The organism is Shewanella sp. KCT (assembly GCF_007636505.1).
Lineage (GTDB): Bacteria > Pseudomonadota > Gammaproteobacteria > Enterobacterales > Shewanellaceae > Shewanella > Shewanella halotolerans.
This window is the reverse complement of the sequence record NZ_LVDJ01000028.1, coordinates 1-16,412: the sequence shown is the minus strand read 5'-3', so window position 1 is coordinate 16,412 and position 16,412 is coordinate 1. Positions and strand designations below refer to the sequence as shown.

Annotated in this window: 12 protein-coding genes and 1 pseudogene; all 13 read left to right on the top strand. The window is 48.9% G+C overall.

The annotated features are described in order from the left end of the window. A pseudogene (gene tuf, locus AYI87_RS20905) lies at positions 1–358 on the top strand (elongation factor Tu); the annotation flags it as partial. A 282-nt stretch (positions 359–640) separates the two neighbouring features. Then, the gene (gene secE / locus AYI87_RS20900; protein ID WP_144204496.1) at positions 641–1,012 is read left to right on the top strand and encodes a preprotein translocase subunit SecE; all 372 of its coding nucleotides are present in this window, start codon (positions 641–643) and stop codon (positions 1,010–1,012) included. A gap of 9 nt (positions 1,013–1,021) precedes the next feature. Next, the gene (nusG, locus tag AYI87_RS20895) at positions 1,022–1,564 is read left to right on the top strand and encodes a transcription termination/antitermination protein NusG (RefSeq protein WP_144204495.1); all 543 of its coding nucleotides are present in this window, start codon (positions 1,022–1,024) and stop codon (positions 1,562–1,564) included. A 126-nt stretch (positions 1,565–1,690) separates the two neighbouring features. Then, positions 1,691–2,119: a 50S ribosomal protein L11 gene (gene rplK, locus AYI87_RS20890; RefSeq protein WP_011863956.1), complete on the top strand. Its 429-nt coding sequence runs from the start codon at positions 1,691–1,693 to the stop codon at positions 2,117–2,119. 4 nt (positions 2,120–2,123) lie between these two features. Then, positions 2,124–2,825 carry a 50S ribosomal protein L1 gene (gene rplA, locus AYI87_RS20885; protein ID WP_011863957.1) on the top strand — a complete coding sequence of 234 codons (702 nt, stop codon included), beginning with the start codon at positions 2,124–2,126 and terminating at the stop codon, positions 2,823–2,825. Between the two features lie 267 nt (positions 2,826–3,092). Then, positions 3,093–3,590: a 50S ribosomal protein L10 gene (gene rplJ, locus AYI87_RS20880; RefSeq protein WP_144204494.1), complete on the top strand. Its 498-nt coding sequence runs from the start codon at positions 3,093–3,095 to the stop codon at positions 3,588–3,590. Between the two features lie 53 nt (positions 3,591–3,643). Then, positions 3,644–4,012 carry a 50S ribosomal protein L7/L12 gene (gene rplL, locus AYI87_RS20875; RefSeq protein ID WP_144204493.1) on the top strand — a complete coding sequence of 123 codons (369 nt, stop codon included), beginning with the start codon at positions 3,644–3,646 and terminating at the stop codon, positions 4,010–4,012. A 238-nt stretch (positions 4,013–4,250) separates the two neighbouring features. Continuing rightward, positions 4,251–8,282, top strand: a complete 4,032-nt coding sequence (gene rpoB, locus AYI87_RS20870; protein WP_144204492.1) for a DNA-directed RNA polymerase subunit beta — start codon at positions 4,251–4,253, stop codon at positions 8,280–8,282. An 82-nt stretch (positions 8,283–8,364) separates the two neighbouring features. Beyond that, complete coding sequence (gene rpoC / locus AYI87_RS20865) at positions 8,365–12,579, top strand: DNA-directed RNA polymerase subunit beta' (protein WP_144204491.1); 4,215 nt, start codon at positions 8,365–8,367, stop codon at positions 12,577–12,579. A 190-nt stretch (positions 12,580–12,769) separates the two neighbouring features. Continuing rightward, positions 12,770–13,144: a 30S ribosomal protein S12 gene (gene rpsL, locus AYI87_RS20860; protein WP_011863962.1), complete on the top strand. Its 375-nt coding sequence runs from the start codon at positions 12,770–12,772 to the stop codon at positions 13,142–13,144. A gap of 80 nt (positions 13,145–13,224) precedes the next feature. Continuing rightward, the gene (gene rpsG / locus AYI87_RS20855) at positions 13,225–13,695 is read left to right on the top strand and encodes a 30S ribosomal protein S7 (RefSeq protein WP_011863963.1); all 471 of its coding nucleotides are present in this window, start codon (positions 13,225–13,227) and stop codon (positions 13,693–13,695) included. Between the two features lie 75 nt (positions 13,696–13,770). After that, positions 13,771–15,867 (top strand): elongation factor G, encoded by a 2,097-nt coding sequence (gene fusA, locus AYI87_RS20850; RefSeq protein WP_144204490.1) that lies wholly within the window; start codon positions 13,771–13,773, stop codon positions 15,865–15,867. 79 nt (positions 15,868–15,946) lie between these two features. Next, positions 15,947–16,412: GTP-binding protein (locus tag AYI87_RS20845; RefSeq protein WP_144204489.1), on the top strand; the 466-nt coding region annotated here is incomplete at its 3' end.

The window sequence follows — 16,412 nt, the reverse complement described above, 5'->3', positions numbered from 1 at the left end:
TGTACTACTACGTGGTACTAAGCGTGATGAAGTTGAGCGTGGTCAAGTACTGGCTCAGCCTGGTTCAATCACTCCACACACTCAGTTCGAATCAGAAGTATACGTACTGTCAAAAGAAGAAGGTGGTCGTCACACTCCATTCTTCAAGGGCTACCGTCCACAGTTCTACTTCCGTACAACTGACGTAACCGGTACTATCGAGCTGCCAGAAGGCGTTGAAATGGTAATGCCTGGTGACAACATCAAGATGGTTGTTACTTTGATCTGCCCAATCGCGATGGACGAAGGTCTACGTTTCGCTATCCGTGAAGGTGGCCGTACAGTTGGTGCTGGTGTTGTAGCTAAGATCATCGCTTAATAGCATTTGATTTTACAAACACACTGAAAAAGGCAGCTTAGGCTGCCTTTTTTGTTTTAGATCTCCCAGATATTGTGCTTATCCTTGTGCGGCTTAGCCTTGCTTACTGCGCGGAATAAGAATACAATCTATGGCCGATTTTTGACCCTCTGGGCTTACTGCTTGCTCTGGGAGTAAGTTCGGAGAATGTTAGTGGTATGGACTGGGCAATCTCAGCACTTGCGAGTTTTTTATGCCCGGCCAGACTTAAGCTCAGGTCGTAGTGAGTAACGGAATTAACCGATGACAACAAATACTGAAAACCAGGGAAACTCTCTGGATATCGTTAAATGGGGCATAGTAGTCGTACTGCTAGCGGCCGCCATTATTGCTAATCAGATGTATAGCGAGGCTAGTGTATTAGTTCGTGCTATCGGTGTCGTAGTGGCATTTGCTATAGCAGGTTTTATCGCGCTTCAAACCGAGAAGGGTAAACAAGCACTGACTTTCGCTCGCGAGTCTCACATTGAAGTGCGTAAAGTGGTATGGCCAACGCGTCAAGAAGCCCTTAACACGACATTTATCGTACTACTGGCAACAGGCGTACTGGCATTGGTTCTGTGGGGAATGGATGCGGTACTGCTGAGAATTGTTAATTTTATTACGGGCGTATAGGCATTTCATATGACTGAAGCTAAAAAAAGATGGTATGTGGTTCAGGCCTTTTCGGGTTATGAAGGTCGTGTATGCAAATCATTGCTTGAACACATTAAAATGCACGGCATGGAGCATTACTTCGGTGAGGTGCTAGTACCGACCGAGGAAGTGGTTGAGATGCGTGCAGGCCAGCGTCGTAAGAGTGAGCGTAAGTTCTTCCCTGGCTATGTGTTGGTACAGATGGAAATGAACGATGAAAGCTGGCACTTGGTGAAGAGCATCCCTCGTGTGATGGGCTTTATCGGTGGTACCTCTGATCGTCCAGCGCCTATCTCTGATCGCGAAGCTGAAGCGATTCTGCAGCGTCTACAAGAGACAACCGAGTCTCCGACTCATCGTGTGATGTTCGAGCCTGGTGAAGTGGTTCGCGTGACCGACGGTCCTTTTGCCGACTTTAACGGTACCGTTGAAGAGGTCGACTACGAGAAGAACCGCGTTAAGGTGTCTGTAATGATCTTCGGTCGTTCAACGCCTGTAGAGCTAGATTTCAGCCAGATCGAAAAAAGCTGATTAAATAAAGCACAAAACGTATTGGAAATGGGTGCGGATTTTTGTATAATCCGCACCCATTATTTTCGGGGAGCTAATCGGCATGTCGCCGCTAGCGTTTGTACCCAAACTTGAGGAAAATGTCTCATGGCAAAGAAAGTTGATGGTTACATCAAACTACAAGTAGCAGCCGGTGCTGCAAACCCGTCGCCACCAGTTGGTCCTGCATTGGGTCAAAAAGGTGTCAACATCATGGAATTCTGTAAAGCATTCAACGCTCGTACTGAAAAGTTCGAGAAAGGTATGCCAATTCCTGTTGTGATCACTGTTTACACTGATCGCTCTTTCACTTTTGAAACTAAGACTCCACCTGCTTCATTCCTGCTGCTTAAAGCTGCTGGTCTTAAGTCTGGTTCAGGCCGTCCTAACACTGAAAAAGTGGGAACTATCAAGCGTAGCGCTGTCCAGGAAATCGCTGAGACTAAAGCCGCTGATATGACTGGTGCTGACATTGAAGCGATGACTCGCTCAATCGAAGGTACTGCGCGTTCAATGGGTTTGGTAGTAGAGGATTAATATCATGGCAAAGCTAACTAAACGCGCGCGTTTGATCCGCGAAAAAGTAGAAGCGACTAAGAGCTACGACATCAACGAAGCTGTTGCACTACTGAAAGAACTAGCTACTGCTAAGTTCGTTGAAAGTGTTGACGTTGCGGTTAACCTAGGTGTTGACCCACGTAAATCAGACCAAAACGTTCGTGGCGCGACTGTTCTGCCACACGGTACTGGTCGTGAAGTACGTGTTGCTGTGTTTACTCAAGGTGCTAACGCTGACGCCGCTAAAGAAGCCGGTGCTGAGCTAGTTGGTATGGACGAGCTTGCTGCACAAGTTAAAGCTGGTGAAATGAACTTCGACGTAGTTATCGCATCTCCAGATGCAATGCGCGTTGTTGGTCAGTTAGGCCAAATCCTGGGCCCACGTGGTCTGATGCCTAACCCTAAGACTGGCACTGTAACGCCTAACGTTGCTGAAGCTGTTAAGAACGCTAAAGCTGGTCAGGTTCGTTACCGCAATGACAAGAACGGTATCATCCACACTACCATAGGTAAAGTGGACTTCGAACCAGTTCAACTGAAAGAAAACCTAGACGCTCTGCTAGGCGCGCTTATCAAAGCTAAGCCAGCTGCAGCGAAAGGCGTTTTCGTTAAGAAAGTAAGCATCTCTACCACTATGGGTGCAGGTGTTGCGGTTGATCAGAGCACTCTGAACCCAACTGCTTAATTTCTTAGCTTGTTTTACAAGGTGCGGGGATTAGTCTATAATGCGCGCACCTTGTGGGTTGAGGACCATTTTCATTCGTGCAAATGGTTCACGTCCAAGACCGTAGGTGTTAACGAATATGCGTTAGCTTAATTCCCTACGTAGACGGTGTCGGACCCCAGATAGATTTATTCTGCCTGGATATTCGCGCCGTAAGTAACTGAGTATTAAATACTTAGTTTGGTAATTGCTAGGGATATCCCTAGATTGAATCCAGGAGTAAAGCCAATGGCATTAAGACTCGAAGACAAAAAAGCGATTGTTGCTGAAGTCAACGAAGCTGCCAAAGGTGCTTTATCTGCAGTTGTAGCCGATTCTCGCGGTGTAACTGTAGGTGATATGACCGGTCTTCGCAAAACCGCTCGTGAAGCTGGTGTTTACATTAAAGTTGTACGTAACACACTAGTTAAGCGCGCTGTTGAAGGTACTGATTTCGAGTGCCTAAGCGAAACATTTACTGGTCCTACTTTGATTGCATTCTCTAACGAGCACCCAGGTGCCGCTGCGCGTCTTCTTAAAGATTTCGCGAAAGCTCAAGGGAATTTTGAAATCAAAGCAGCAGCCTTTGAAGGGGAATTAATCCCTGCAAGCGACATTGATCGTTTAGCAAAACTACCAACATACGAAGAAGCACTAGCACAGTTCATGATGACTCTGAAAGAAGCATCTGCTGGCAAGTTCGTTCGTACATTGGCCGCTCTACGCGATCAGAAAGAAGCTGCTTAATTTTACAAGCCGCTTAAATAAATTGAATTCAGTACAATTAGGAATTTTTTGTTATGTCTATCACTAAAGACCAAATCTTAGAAGCCCTTGCAGCTATGTCTGTAATGGAAGTTGTTGAACTAATCGAAGCAATGGAAGAGAAGTTCGGCGTTTCTGCCGCTGCTGCTGTTGTTTCTGGTGGTGCTGATGCAGGCGCTGCTGCTGAAGAGAAGACAGAGTTTGACGTAGTTATGACTTCTCACGGCGACAACAAAGTTGCAGTAATTAAAGCTCTCCGTGGCGCTACAGGTCTAGGCCTGAAAGAAGCCAAGGGTATGGCTGAATCAGCTCCAGTAGCTGTTAAAGAAGGCATCTCTAAAGAAGAAGCTGAAGCTCTGAAGAAAGACCTCGAAGAAGCTGGTGCTCAAGTAGAGATCAAGTAAGTTATACTCTAACTTACAACCTCCCGAGTGATCGGGCGGAGGCTGGCGGTTTTTTAACCGTCGGCCTTTTTTGCGCTGTAAGCGTAGGCGATTTTTTATTCACCGTTTGTCGCCAGATTTCGCAGTCCCTAGCAGAGATTATTGGTTAGGTTCTTGCTTTCAACGGTGATGGGCAAACGTGCTGTTGCAACCCTGCGTTGTTTCAGTCTTGGTCACATCTCGCAATCAGAGGAAACCCATGGTTTACTCCTATTCTGAAAAGAAGCGTATTCGCAAAGACTTTGGTAAGCGTCCACAAGTGTTGGATATCCCTTACCTTCTGTCAATCCAGTTGGACTCGTTTAAGAAGTTCACCGATCAAGATCCTACAGGTGAGCGTGGTTTAGAAGCCGCTTTCCGTAGCGTTTTTCCCATCAAGAGCTTTTCTGGTAATTCAGAGCTGCAATATGTCAGCTATAAGCTAGGTGAGCCAGTTTTTGATGTGAAAGAGTGTCAAATTCGCGGTGTTACATACTCTGCTCCACTACGCGTTAAGCTGCGTATGGTGCTGTATGATCGTGAAGCTGCGCCTGGCACAGTTAAAGACATTAAAGAACAAGAAGTCTACATGGGGGATATCCCTCTGATGACTGAAAACGGTACCTTTGTTATCAATGGTACTGAGCGTGTTATCGTTTCTCAGCTTCACCGTTCTCCAGGTGTATTCTTTGATCACGACCGTGGTAAGACCCACTCTTCAGGTAAGGTGCTTTATAACGCACGTATTATTCCTTACCGTGGCTCATGGTTGGACTTCGAGTTCGATCCTAAAGATGCACTGTTCGTACGTATCGACCGTCGTCGTAAGCTTGCGGCGTCTATCATACTGCGTGCACTTGACTACTCTACTCAAGATATTCTCGATCTGTTCTTCGAACGTGTTCAGTACAAGATCAAGAAAGATAGCCTAGTCATGGCACTGGTTGCCGATCGCCTACGTGGTGAGACAGCCAGCTACGACATCAAAGATGCTGAAGGTAACATCATAGTTGAGAAGGGCCGCCGTATTACTGCGCGCCACATTCGTCAACTTGAAAAGACAAACACCACAGAGCTTGAAGTACCTGTTGAGTACATCTCAGGCAAGATTGCAGCACAAGACTACATCGACCCAGATACGGGCGAAGTACTGGTTTCTGCTAACGCCGAAATCAGCCTGGAAGATCTTGCTAAGCTTTCTATGGCTGGCATCAAAGATATCGACACCCTATACATCAACGAGCTTGATCACGGTGCCTATATCTCTGACACCCTACGTATCGATTCAACGACTAACCGCCTAGAGGCGCTGGTTGAGATCTATCGTATGATGCGTCCTGGCGAGCCACCAACCAAGGATGCTGCCGAAGCGCTATTCCAAAACCTCTTCTTCAGTGAAGAGCGTTACGACCTGTCTAAAGTGGGTCGTATGAAGTTCAACCGTCGTCTCGGTATCGATGACGATGAAGGTACAGGTATCCTGACCAAAGAAGATATCGTTGCAGTAATGCAGAAGATCATCGAAATCCGTAATGGTAACGATGAAGTAGACGATATCGATCACCTGGGTAACCGTCGTATCCGTAGTGTTGGTGAAATGGCTGAGAACCAGTTCCGTGTTGGCCTTGTTCGTGTAGAACGTGCCGTACGTGAGCGTCTGTCTCTTGGCGATCTTAACGAGCTGATGCCACAAGATCTGATCAACGCTAAGCCGATTTCTGCGGCAGTGAAAGAGTTCTTCGGTTCTTCTCAGCTGTCTCAGTTCATGGACCAGAACAACCCGCTGTCAGAAGTGACACACAAGCGTCGTATCTCTGCGCTTGGCCCAGGCGGTCTGACCCGTGAGCGTGCAGGTTTCGAGGTTCGAGACGTTCACCCAACTCACTATGGTCGTCTATGTCCGATTGAGACCCCTGAAGGTCCAAACATCGGTCTGATCAACTCGTTGGCAAGCTTCGCGCGTACCAACTCTTACGGCTTCCTCGAAACACCATACCGCAAAGTGGTTGATGGTGTGATCACAGATCAGGTCGATTACCTGTCTGCTATCGAAGAAGGTCGTTACGTGATCGCACAGGCTAATATCGAAGTCGATGCCGATGGTCGTATGGTTGAAGAGCAGATCGCTTGTCGTCATAAGGGTGAATCTACCTTTATGCGTGCAGCAGACGTTCAATATATGGACGTATCACCACAGCAGATTATCTCTGTGGCAGCCTCTCTGATTCCGTTCCTAGAACACGATGACGCGAACCGTGCATTGATGGGTGCGAACATGCAACGTCAGGCGGTACCAACACTTAGAGCTGACAAGCCGCTAGTAGGTACTGGTATTGAGCGTACATTGGCCGTTGACTCTGGCGTAGTTGTTGCCGCTAAGCGTGGTGGTTACGTTGACTATGTCGATGCGAGCCGCATCGTGGTTAAGGTTAACGAAGACGAGCTGACTCCTGGTGAAGCCGGTATCGACATCTACAACCTGACCAAGTACACCCGTTCTAACCAGAACACCTGTATCAACCAGCGTCCATGTTGTAGCGTTGGCGAGCCAGTGGTTCGTGGTGACGTACTGGCCGATGGTCCATCTACCGACCTGGGTGACCTGGCTCTTGGTCAGAACATGCGTATCGCGTTCATGCCTTGGAACGGTTACAACTTCGAGGATTCGATCTTAATCTCTGAGCGCGTTGCGCAAGAGGATCGTTTCACCACTATCCATATTCAAGAGCTTTCTTGTATTGCTCGTGATACTAAGCTGGGTAGCGAAGAGATCACCGCCGATATTCCAAACGTAGGTGAGTCTGCGCTGTCTAAGCTGGATGAATCAGGTATCGTTTACATCGGTGCAGAAGTTAAGGGTGGCGACATCCTGGTTGGTAAGGTTACGCCTAAGGGCGAGACTCAGTTGACCCCAGAAGAGAAGCTGCTACGCGCTATCTTCGGTGAGAAGGCTTCTGACGTTAAAGACAGCTCACTGCGTGTCCCTAACTCTGTTAAGGGTACCATCATCGACGTTCAGGTATTTACCCGTGACGGCGTTGAGAAAGACAAGCGTGCTGTAGAAATCGAAGAGATGCACATCGCTCAGGCTAAGAAAGACCTGACCGAAGAGTTCAAGATCCTTGAAGAAGGTGTCTTCGGCCGTGCGCGTAACCTTCTCATTGGAGCAGGTTTTGCACAGGCTGAGCTTGATGCTCTGCCACGTCCTCAGCTACTGGTACAAACCATTGAAGACGAAGCTAAGCAGACTGAACTCGAGCAACTTGCCGAGCAGCATGAAGAGCTGAAAGCCGATTTCGATAAGAAATTTGAAATCAAACGCCGCAAGATCACCCAAGGTGATGACTTGGCACCTGGCGTACTGAAGATCGTTAAGGTTTACCTGGCGGTTAAACGTACTATCCAGCCTGGTGACAAGATGGCGGGTCGTCACGGTAACAAGGGTGTGATCTCTAAGATCAACCCAATCGAAGATATGCCGTACGACGAAAACGGTAACCCAGTGGACATCGTACTGAACCCACTAGGTGTACCATCACGTATGAACATAGGTCAGGTTCTCGAAGTGCACTTAGGTGCCGCGGCCAAGGGCATTGGTGATCGCATCACCGCTATGCTCGAAGAGCAGCGTGAACTTGCAGAGCTTCGTGGCTACATCAAGAAGGTGTACGAACTGGGTGAAGACGTGCAGCAGCAGGTCGACATCGACTCGTTCACCGATGAAGAAGTTCTACGTCTTGCTAAGAACCTCAAAGGCGGTATTCCGACTGCGACTCCAGCATTCGACGGCGCGAAAGAGAAAGAGATTAAGGACATGCTTGAACTAGCAGGTCTGCCAACCTCTGGACAGCTGAAGTTGTTTGATGGTCGTACCGGTAACGAGTTTGAACGTCCAGTAACCGTAGGTTACATGTACATGCTTAAACTTAACCACTTGGTTGACGATAAGATGCACGCGCGTTCAACAGGTTCTTACAGTCTTGTTACTCAGCAGCCTCTGGGCGGTAAAGCTCAGTTTGGTGGTCAGCGTTTCGGTGAGATGGAAGTATGGGCACTTGAAGCATACGGTGCCGCTTACACGCTACAAGAAATGCTTACTGTTAAGTCTGATGACGTTAACGGTCGTACTCAGATGTATAAGAACATCGTCGACGGTAACCATCAGATGCAACCAGGTATGCCTGAGTCCTTCAACGTATTGCTGAAGGAGATCCGTTCGCTCGGTATTAACATCGAGTTGGATCAAGAGTAAGACTTGGCCATCGCCGAAGTTTGGCAATAAACGGTGCTCTGCGAGAGCAGGGCACCTGGTTTAACTCCTTCAGGAGAGAAACGTGAAAGACTTATTAAAGTTTCTGAAACAGCAAAGCAAGACTGAAGAATTTGAAGGCATCAAGATCGGCCTAGCGTCGCCTGATCTGATCCGCTCTTGGTCATTTGGTGAAGTTAAGAAGCCAGAAACCATCAACTACCGTACTTTCAAGCCTGAGCGTGAAGGTTTGTTCTGTGCGCGTATTTTTGGTCCAGTTAAAGACTACGAGTGTTTATGCGGGAAGTATAAGCGTCTTAAGCACCGTGGTGTGATTTGTGAGAAGTGTGGCGTAGAAGTAACCCAGACTAAAGTACGTCGTGAGCGTATGGGTCACATCGATCTAGCCAGCCCAGTAGCGCACATTTGGTTCTTGAAGTCTCTGCCGTCTCGTATCGGTTTGATGCTGGATATGACTCTGCGTGACATCGAACGTGTGCTTTACTTCGAATCTTTCGTCGTGATCGAGCCTGGCATGACCAGCCTCGAGCGCGGTCAGATGCTGACCGAGGAAAACTACCTCGACGCACTCGAAGAGTACGGTGATGAGTTTGAAGCCAAGATGGGTGCCGAGGCAGTACTTGAGCTGCTGCGCGCTATCGATCTTGAGAAAGAGATTGAAGAGATGCGCGAAGAGCTGCCATCGATCAACTCTGAGACTCGTCGTAAGAAGATCACTAAGCGTCTGAAGCTGATTGAGGCCTTCTACCAGTCTGGCAACAAGCCAGAGTGGATGATCCTCAAGGTGCTACCGGTTCTGCCACCTGATCTGCGTCCACTGGTCCCACTGGATGGCGGTCGTTTCGCGACTTCAGATCTGAACGATCTGTATCGCCGCGTGATCAACCGTAACAACCGTCTGAAGCGTCTGTTAGACCTAGCTGCACCGGACATCATCGTACGCAACGAAAAGCGTATGCTGCAAGAGTCTGTTGATGCGCTATTGGATAACGGTCGTCGTGGTCGTGCGATCACGGGTTCTAACAAGCGTCCCCTGAAATCTTTGGCCGATATGATCAAGGGTAAGCAGGGTCGTTTCCGTCAGAACCTACTGGGTAAGCGTGTTGACTACTCAGGCCGTTCGGTAATTACCGTAGGTCCTACTCTGCGTCTGCATCAGTGTGGTCTGCCTAAGAAGATGGCACTTGAGCTGTTCAAGCCATTTATCTACGGCAAGCTGGAAGGTCGTGGCCTGGCTACTACCATCAAAGCTGCTAAGAAGATGGTTGAGCGCGAAGTACCAGAGGTTTGGGACGTACTCGATGATGTGATCCGTGAGCATCCTGTGATGCTTAACCGTGCACCAACACTTCACCGTCTGGGTATCCAGGCGTTTGAGCCGGTACTGATTGAAGGTAAAGCGATCCAACTGCATCCATTGGTGTGTGCGGCATATAACGCTGACTTCGACGGTGACCAGATGGCGGTTCACGTGCCACTGACGCTAGAAGCTCAGTTGGAAGCACGTTCACTCATGATGTCTACCAACAACATCCTGTCACCTGCGAACGGTGAGCCGGTGATCACACCGTCACAGGACGTTGTATTGGGTCTGTACTACACCAGCCGTGAGCGTATCAACGGCCGCGGTGAAGGCATGGCATTCGAATCTGTTGCCGAAGTAGAAAAGGCATACCGTACTGGCGTTGCCGAGCTGCACGCTCGCGTTAAGGTACGTATTACCGAGACTACTATCGCTGAAAACGGTGAGCGCACCGAGTCACGTCGTATCGTAGATACTACTGTGGGCCGTGCCCTGTTGTCTCAGGTTCTGCCAAAAGGCCTTTCTTATGATCTGGTTAACCAGAACATGGGTAAGAAGCAGATCTCTAAGCTATTGAACACCTGTTACCGTCAGCTAGGTCTGAAAGATACCGTTATCTTTGCTGACCAACTGATGTATACCGGTTTCCACTTCGCGACCGTTTCTGGTGCGTCTGTGGGTATCAACGACATGGTGATTCCAGATGAGAAATACTCTCTGGTTGCCGATGCCGAAGCTGAAGTACTTGAGATTCAAGAGCAGTTCCAGTCGGGTCTTGTTACCGCCGGTGAGCGTTACAACAAGGTTATCGATATCTGGGCAAGTGCGAACGAAAAAGTTTCTAAGGCGATGATGGATAACCTGTCTACCGAGGCAGTGATTAACCGTGATGGCGAAGAAGAAACTCAAGCTTCGTTCAACAGCATCTACATGATGGCTGATTCGGGCGCTCGTGGTAGTGCTGCACAGATTCGTCAGCTAGCCGGTATGCGTGGTCTGATGGCGAAGCCAGATGGCTCGATCATCGAAACCCCAATTACGGCGAACTTCCGTGAAGGTCTAAACGTACTCCAGTACTTTATCTCTACTCACGGTGCGCGTAAGGGTCTAGCGGATACCGCACTTAAGACAGCGAACTCGGGTTACCTGACTCGTCGTCTGGTTGACGTTGCACAAGACTTAGTGGTTATCGAAGACGATTGTGGTACACACGAAGGTCTGACAATGAAGCCGCTGATCGAAGGTGGTGACGTTGTTGAGCCGCTACGTGAGCGTGTACTGGGTCGTGTGGTAGCAGAAGATGTGTACTACCCAGGTACCGAAGATGTACTTGCGCCGCGTAACACCCTGCTGGATGAAGCTTGGTGTGACAAGCTTGAAGAACACTCTATCGACGAAGTTAAGGTTCGTTCTGTAATCAGCTGTGACACAGACTTCGGTGTGTGTGCGGCGTGTTACGGCCGTGACCTTGCACGTGGTCACCTGATCAACCAAGGTGAAGCGATTGGTGTGGTAGCTGCTCAGTCAATTGGTGAGCCAGGTACACAGCTAACGATGCGTACCTTCCACATCGGTGGTGCGGCATCGAGAGCGTCTGCAGAAAACAACGTACAGGTGAAGAACGCCGGTACCGTTAAGCTGCACAACGCTAAGCATGTTACCAACAGTGACGGTAAGCTGGTAATCGTATCGCGTTCATCTGAAATCGCGATTATCGATGAGCTGGGTCGTGAGAAAGAGCGTTACAAGGTGCCTTACGGTACTATCCTAGAGAAGTTAGAAGACGCAACGGTTAATGCCGGTGAAGTCATCGCTAACTGGGATCCGCACACTCACCCAATCGTTTCTGAGGTAGCGGGTAGCATCAAGTTCGTCGACATGATCGAAGGTGTCACCATGACACGTCAGACCGACGAGCTAACGGGTCTATCTTCAATCGTGGTTATGGATGTGGGTCAACGTCCTACGGCGGGTAAAGAGATGCGTCCGGCGATTCGTCTGGTTGGTGCCGATGGCAATGACCTGATGATCCCTGGTACCGAAGTACCAGCGCAATACTTCTTGCCTGGTAAGGCGATCGTTAACCAAGACGATAACGCACAAATCGCCGTGGGTGACGCGCTTGCACGTATTCCGCAAGAATCGTCTAAGACTCGCGATATTACCGGTGGTCTGCCACGCGTTGCTGACTTGTTTGAAGCGCGTAAGCCGAAAGAGCCTGCCATTCTGGCTGAGTACTCAGGTACTATCTCGTTTGGTAAAGAGACCAAAGGTAAGCGTCGTCTGGTGATCACGCCTGCCGATGGTGGTAAGCCATACGAGGAGATGATTCCTAAGTGGCGTAACCTGAACGTGTTCGAAGGTGAGAAGGTTGAGCGCGGCGAAGTTATCGCCGACGGTCCAGAAGCTGCACACGACATCCTGCGTCTGCGTGGTATTCACAAGGTGGCTAACTACATCGTTAACGAAGTGCAAGACGTTTACCGTCTGCAAGGCGTGAAGATTAACGATAAGCACATCGAAGTGATTATCCGTCAGATGCTGCGTAAGTGTGAGATCACCGAAGCCGGTGACAGTGAGTTCCTACCGGGCGAACAGGTTGAAGTGTCTCGCGTCAAGATCGCTAACCGCGAACTTGAAGCGCAAGGCAAAGAACCTGCTAAGTTCGAGCGTGAACTACTGGGTATCACCAAGGCCTCGTTGGCGACCGAGTCATTTATCTCGGCGGCATCGTTCCAGGAAACCACACGCGTATTGACCGAAGCTGCCGTAGGCGGTAAGAGCGATAAGCTACGTGGCCTGAAAGAGAACGTGATCGTGGGTCGTCTGATCCCGGCCGGTACAGGTTATGCATATCACACCAGCCGTAACCAGGCTGCACAGAATGGCCCGGCAGAAGAAGTGCCGGCAATCAGTGCCAGTGAAGCAGAGCAGAACCTTGCCGATCTATTGAACCTGGCGGGCAGCCCTGAATAATCAGTGCTAGTCGGTAAATAGATTGTAAAAAAGGCACCTCAGGTGCCTTTTTTTTACTTAAATTGGGTAAAAAGTTGGCTATTTCTTGACAGCGACCCCTTACCTTTCTAAAATTTCGCGTCCCACACCTGTGGGATATAGATTTTTCACACCTTACTGTTGAGTTTAATCAACTGATTCGGAGCTATACATGGCAACTGTAAACCAGTTGGTACGTAAGCCTCGCTCGCCAAAAGTCATCAAGACTAACGTGCCTGCGTTGAATGCGTGTCCACAAAAGCGTGGTGTTTGTACTCGCGTGTACACAACCACACCTAAAAAACCTAACTCTGCACTACGTAAAGTAGCTCGTGTGCGTCTAACTAACGGTTTCGAAGTTACTTCGTACATCGGCGGTGAAGGCCACAACCTGCAGGAACACAGCGTGATTCTAATCCGTGGTGGTCGTGTTAAAGACTTACCTGGTGTTCGTTATCACACTGTTCGTGGCGCATTAGACTGTGCTGGTGTTAGTGAGCGTCGTCAAGGACGTTCTAAGTACGGAGCTAAGCGTCCTAAGTCTTAACGTTTTCCGTTAAGTAAGGCCAAGCTAGAGATAATTGAGATTCCAGTTTTGGGGTCCCTGAAGCATACGGAGAAATTGTTATGCCAAGACGTCGCGTTGTAGGACAACGTAAAATCCTACCAGATCCAAAATTTAATAGTGAGTTGCTGGCTAAGTTCATCAACGTCATTATGCAGGACGGCAAAAAGTCGACTGCTGAAAAAATCATTTACAAGGCACTAGACGTTGTCGCTGAGAAGAAAGGCGAAGAGCACCTGGTGATCCTTGAAGCAGCCCTGGATAACGTACGCCCAACTGTCGAGGTTAAGTCTCGTCGTGTTGGTGGCTCTACTTACCAGGTACCATGTGAAGTTCGTCCAGTGCGTCGTAACGCACTAGCGATGCGCTGGTTAGTTGAAGCTGCACGTAAGCGTGGTGAAAAATCTATGGCTCTACGTCTAGCAGGTGAAATGCTAGATGCTGCCGAAAACAAAGGCACTGCTGTTAAGAAGCGCGAAGACGTGCATCGTATGGCAGAAGCAAACAAAGCGTTTGCTCATTACCGCTGGTAATCTTTTGGTGCAGGCGATTGCCTGCACCATGTTTTACATCACTAAGGTGCCTACCTTAGTAAAGAGGGTTTAATCGTGGCTCGTACAACTCCAATTGAGCGCTACCGTAATATCGGTATCTGTGCTCACGTTGACGCAGGAAAAACCACAACTACAGAACGTGTTCTCTTCTATACCGGTATGTCTCACAAGATCGGTGAGGTGCATGATGGCGCAGCCACCATGGACTGGATGGAACAGGAGCAGGAGCGTGGTATTACTATCACCTCGGCGGCAACGACCACGTTCTGGCGCGGTATGGATGCTCAATTTACCGAGCATCGTATCAACATCATCGACACCCCTGGCCACGTTGACTTCACCATCGAAGTTGAACGTTCGCTACGTGTACTCGATGGCGCAGTAGTTGTGTTCTGTGGTTCATCTGGTGTTGAACCTCAGTCCGAAACTGTATGGCGACAAGCGGACAAGTACCACGTCCCGCGCTTAGTGTTTGTCAATAAGATGGACCGCGCTGGTGCTGACTTTGAACGCGTCGTTGGACAGATACGTAACCGTCTGGGAGCGACTTGTGTACCTATTCAATTGAACATAGGTGCAGAAGAAGAGTTTAAGGGTGTCATTGACCTGATCAAGATGAAGGCCATTAACTGGAACGAATCAGATCAAGGTATGACCTTCAATTATGAAGAAATTCCCGCTGAGTTGGCCGACAAGGCCGCTGAGATGCGTGAATACCTAGTTGAGAGTGCGGCCGAAGCCTCAGAAGAACTGATGGACAAGTACCTTGAAGAAGGTGAGCTATCGGAAGAAGAGATCAAGGCAGCATTACGTCAGCGAACTCTGGCTAACGAGATCGTACTGGCTACCTGTGGTTCTGCATTTAAGAACAAGGGTGTGCAGGCGGTACTCGATGCTGTTATCGATTATTTGCCATCGCCAGTCGAAGTACCCGCCATTAAGGGTATTGACGACAATGAGAATGAAGTCGAACGTCCAGCGGACGACAACACACCATTCTCTGCGCTAGCATTTAAGATCGCGACAGACCCATTCGTAGGAACACTGACCTTTGTGCGTGTTTATTCAGGCGTATTGGAAGCAGGTTCTGGCGTATATAACTCGGTCAAACAAAAGCGTGAGCGTATTGGTCGTATGGTGCAGATGCATGCAAACGACCGTAAAGAGATCAAAGAAGTCCGTGCTGGTGACATCGCGGCGGCTATTGGTCTGAAGGATGTTACCACTGGTGACACCCTATGCGATGCTGACCATAAAGTTATTCTCGAACGTATGGAGTTCCCTGAGCCCGTAATCACGATTGCCGTGGAGCCTAGATCTCAAGCCGACCAAGATAAGATGGGTATTGCGCTGCAGAAACTTGCTGCAGAAGATCCCTCTTTCCGCGTTGAGACCAACGAAGAATCGGGTCAAACCCTGATCTCTGGTATGGGCGAGTTGCACTTAGACATCATCGTCGACCGTATGCGTCGCGAGTTCAGTGTCGAATGTAACGTAGGTAAGCCACAAGTAGCGTATCGTGAGACTATTCGCTCGAGTGTAGAAGTCGAAGGCAAGTTCGTTCGTCAATCTGGTGGCCGAGGTCAATTTGGTCACGTTTGGTTGAAGCTTGAACCTCAAGAAGAAGGTTTCGGCTATGAATTTGTCAACGAGATTGTTGGTGGTGTTGTTCCAAGAGAATACATCCCTGCAGTAGATAAAGGTATCCAGGAACAGATGAAGAATGGCGTACTCGCCGGTTTCCCTGTTCTGGACGTCAAAGTAACGCTGTTCGACGGCTCATACCATGATGTCGACTCGAACGAGATGGCGTTTAAAGTGGCCGCCTCCATGGGCTTCAAGAAGGGTGCTCTCGAAGCAGACCCTGTGTTACTCGAACCTTGTATGAAGGTTGAAGTAACCACTCCTGAAGATTACATGGGGGATGTAGTAGGCGACTTGAACCGACGTCGCGGCATGATCGAAGGTATGGACGACGGCATTGGCGGCGTCAAAATCGTTCGAGCTGTAGTACCTCTATCTGAAATGTTTGGTTACGCAACTGACTTGCGTAGCGCTACCCAAGGACGTGCCTCATACTCTATGGAGTTCCTGAAGTACTCGGATGCGCCGCAGAATGTTGCAAAATCAGTTATAGAAGCGCGCGGATAACCGCAAACTAGTCTATAACTCATAATTGAATGCTATTACTCAGCAAGGCTGAGTATTTCTGAAAAGAAAGGAATATATCGTGGCTAAAGAAAAATTTGAACGTAGTAAACCCCATGTTAACGTTGGTACCATCGGTCACGTTGACCATGGTAAAACAACTCTAACTGCTGCTATCTCTCACGTACTGACTAAGACTTACGGTGGTGAAGCTAAAGATTTCGCACAGATCGATAACGCTCCAGAAGAGCGTGAGCGCGGTATTACCATCAATACCTCTCACATCGAGTACGACACTCCAACTCGTCACTACGCTCACGTAGACTGCCCAGGCCACGCTGACTATGTTAAAAACATGATCACTGGTGCTGCACAGATGGACGGCGCTATCCTAGTAGTAGCTTCTACTGACGGTCCAATGCCACAGACTCGTGAGCACATCCTGCTTTCTCGTCAGGTAGGTGTACCTTTCATCATCGTATTCATGAACAAGTGTGACATGGTTGACGATGAAGAGCTCCTAGAACTAGTTGAGATGGAAGTTCGTG

What these genes read in the sequence shown, in the direction of transcription:
- rplL (WP_144204493.1), top strand. Translation starts at nt 3,644, where the DNA reads ATGTCTATCACTAAAGACCAAATCTTAGAAGCCCTTGCAGCTATGTCT.
- secE (WP_144204496.1), top strand. Translation starts at nt 641, where the DNA reads ATGACAACAAATACTGAAAACCAGGGAAACTCTCTGGATATCGTTAAA.
- rpsL (WP_011863962.1), top strand. Translation starts at nt 12,770, where the DNA reads ATGGCAACTGTAAACCAGTTGGTACGTAAGCCTCGCTCGCCAAAAGTC.
- rplK (WP_011863956.1), top strand. Translation starts at nt 1,691, where the DNA reads ATGGCAAAGAAAGTTGATGGTTACATCAAACTACAAGTAGCAGCCGGT.
- rpoB (WP_144204492.1), top strand. Translation starts at nt 4,251, where the DNA reads ATGGTTTACTCCTATTCTGAAAAGAAGCGTATTCGCAAAGACTTTGGT.
- rplJ (WP_144204494.1), top strand. Translation starts at nt 3,093, where the DNA reads ATGGCATTAAGACTCGAAGACAAAAAAGCGATTGTTGCTGAAGTCAAC.
- rplA (WP_011863957.1), top strand. Translation starts at nt 2,124, where the DNA reads ATGGCAAAGCTAACTAAACGCGCGCGTTTGATCCGCGAAAAAGTAGAA.
- rpsG (WP_011863963.1), top strand. Translation starts at nt 13,225, where the DNA reads ATGCCAAGACGTCGCGTTGTAGGACAACGTAAAATCCTACCAGATCCA.
- nusG (WP_144204495.1), top strand. Translation starts at nt 1,022, where the DNA reads ATGACTGAAGCTAAAAAAAGATGGTATGTGGTTCAGGCCTTTTCGGGT.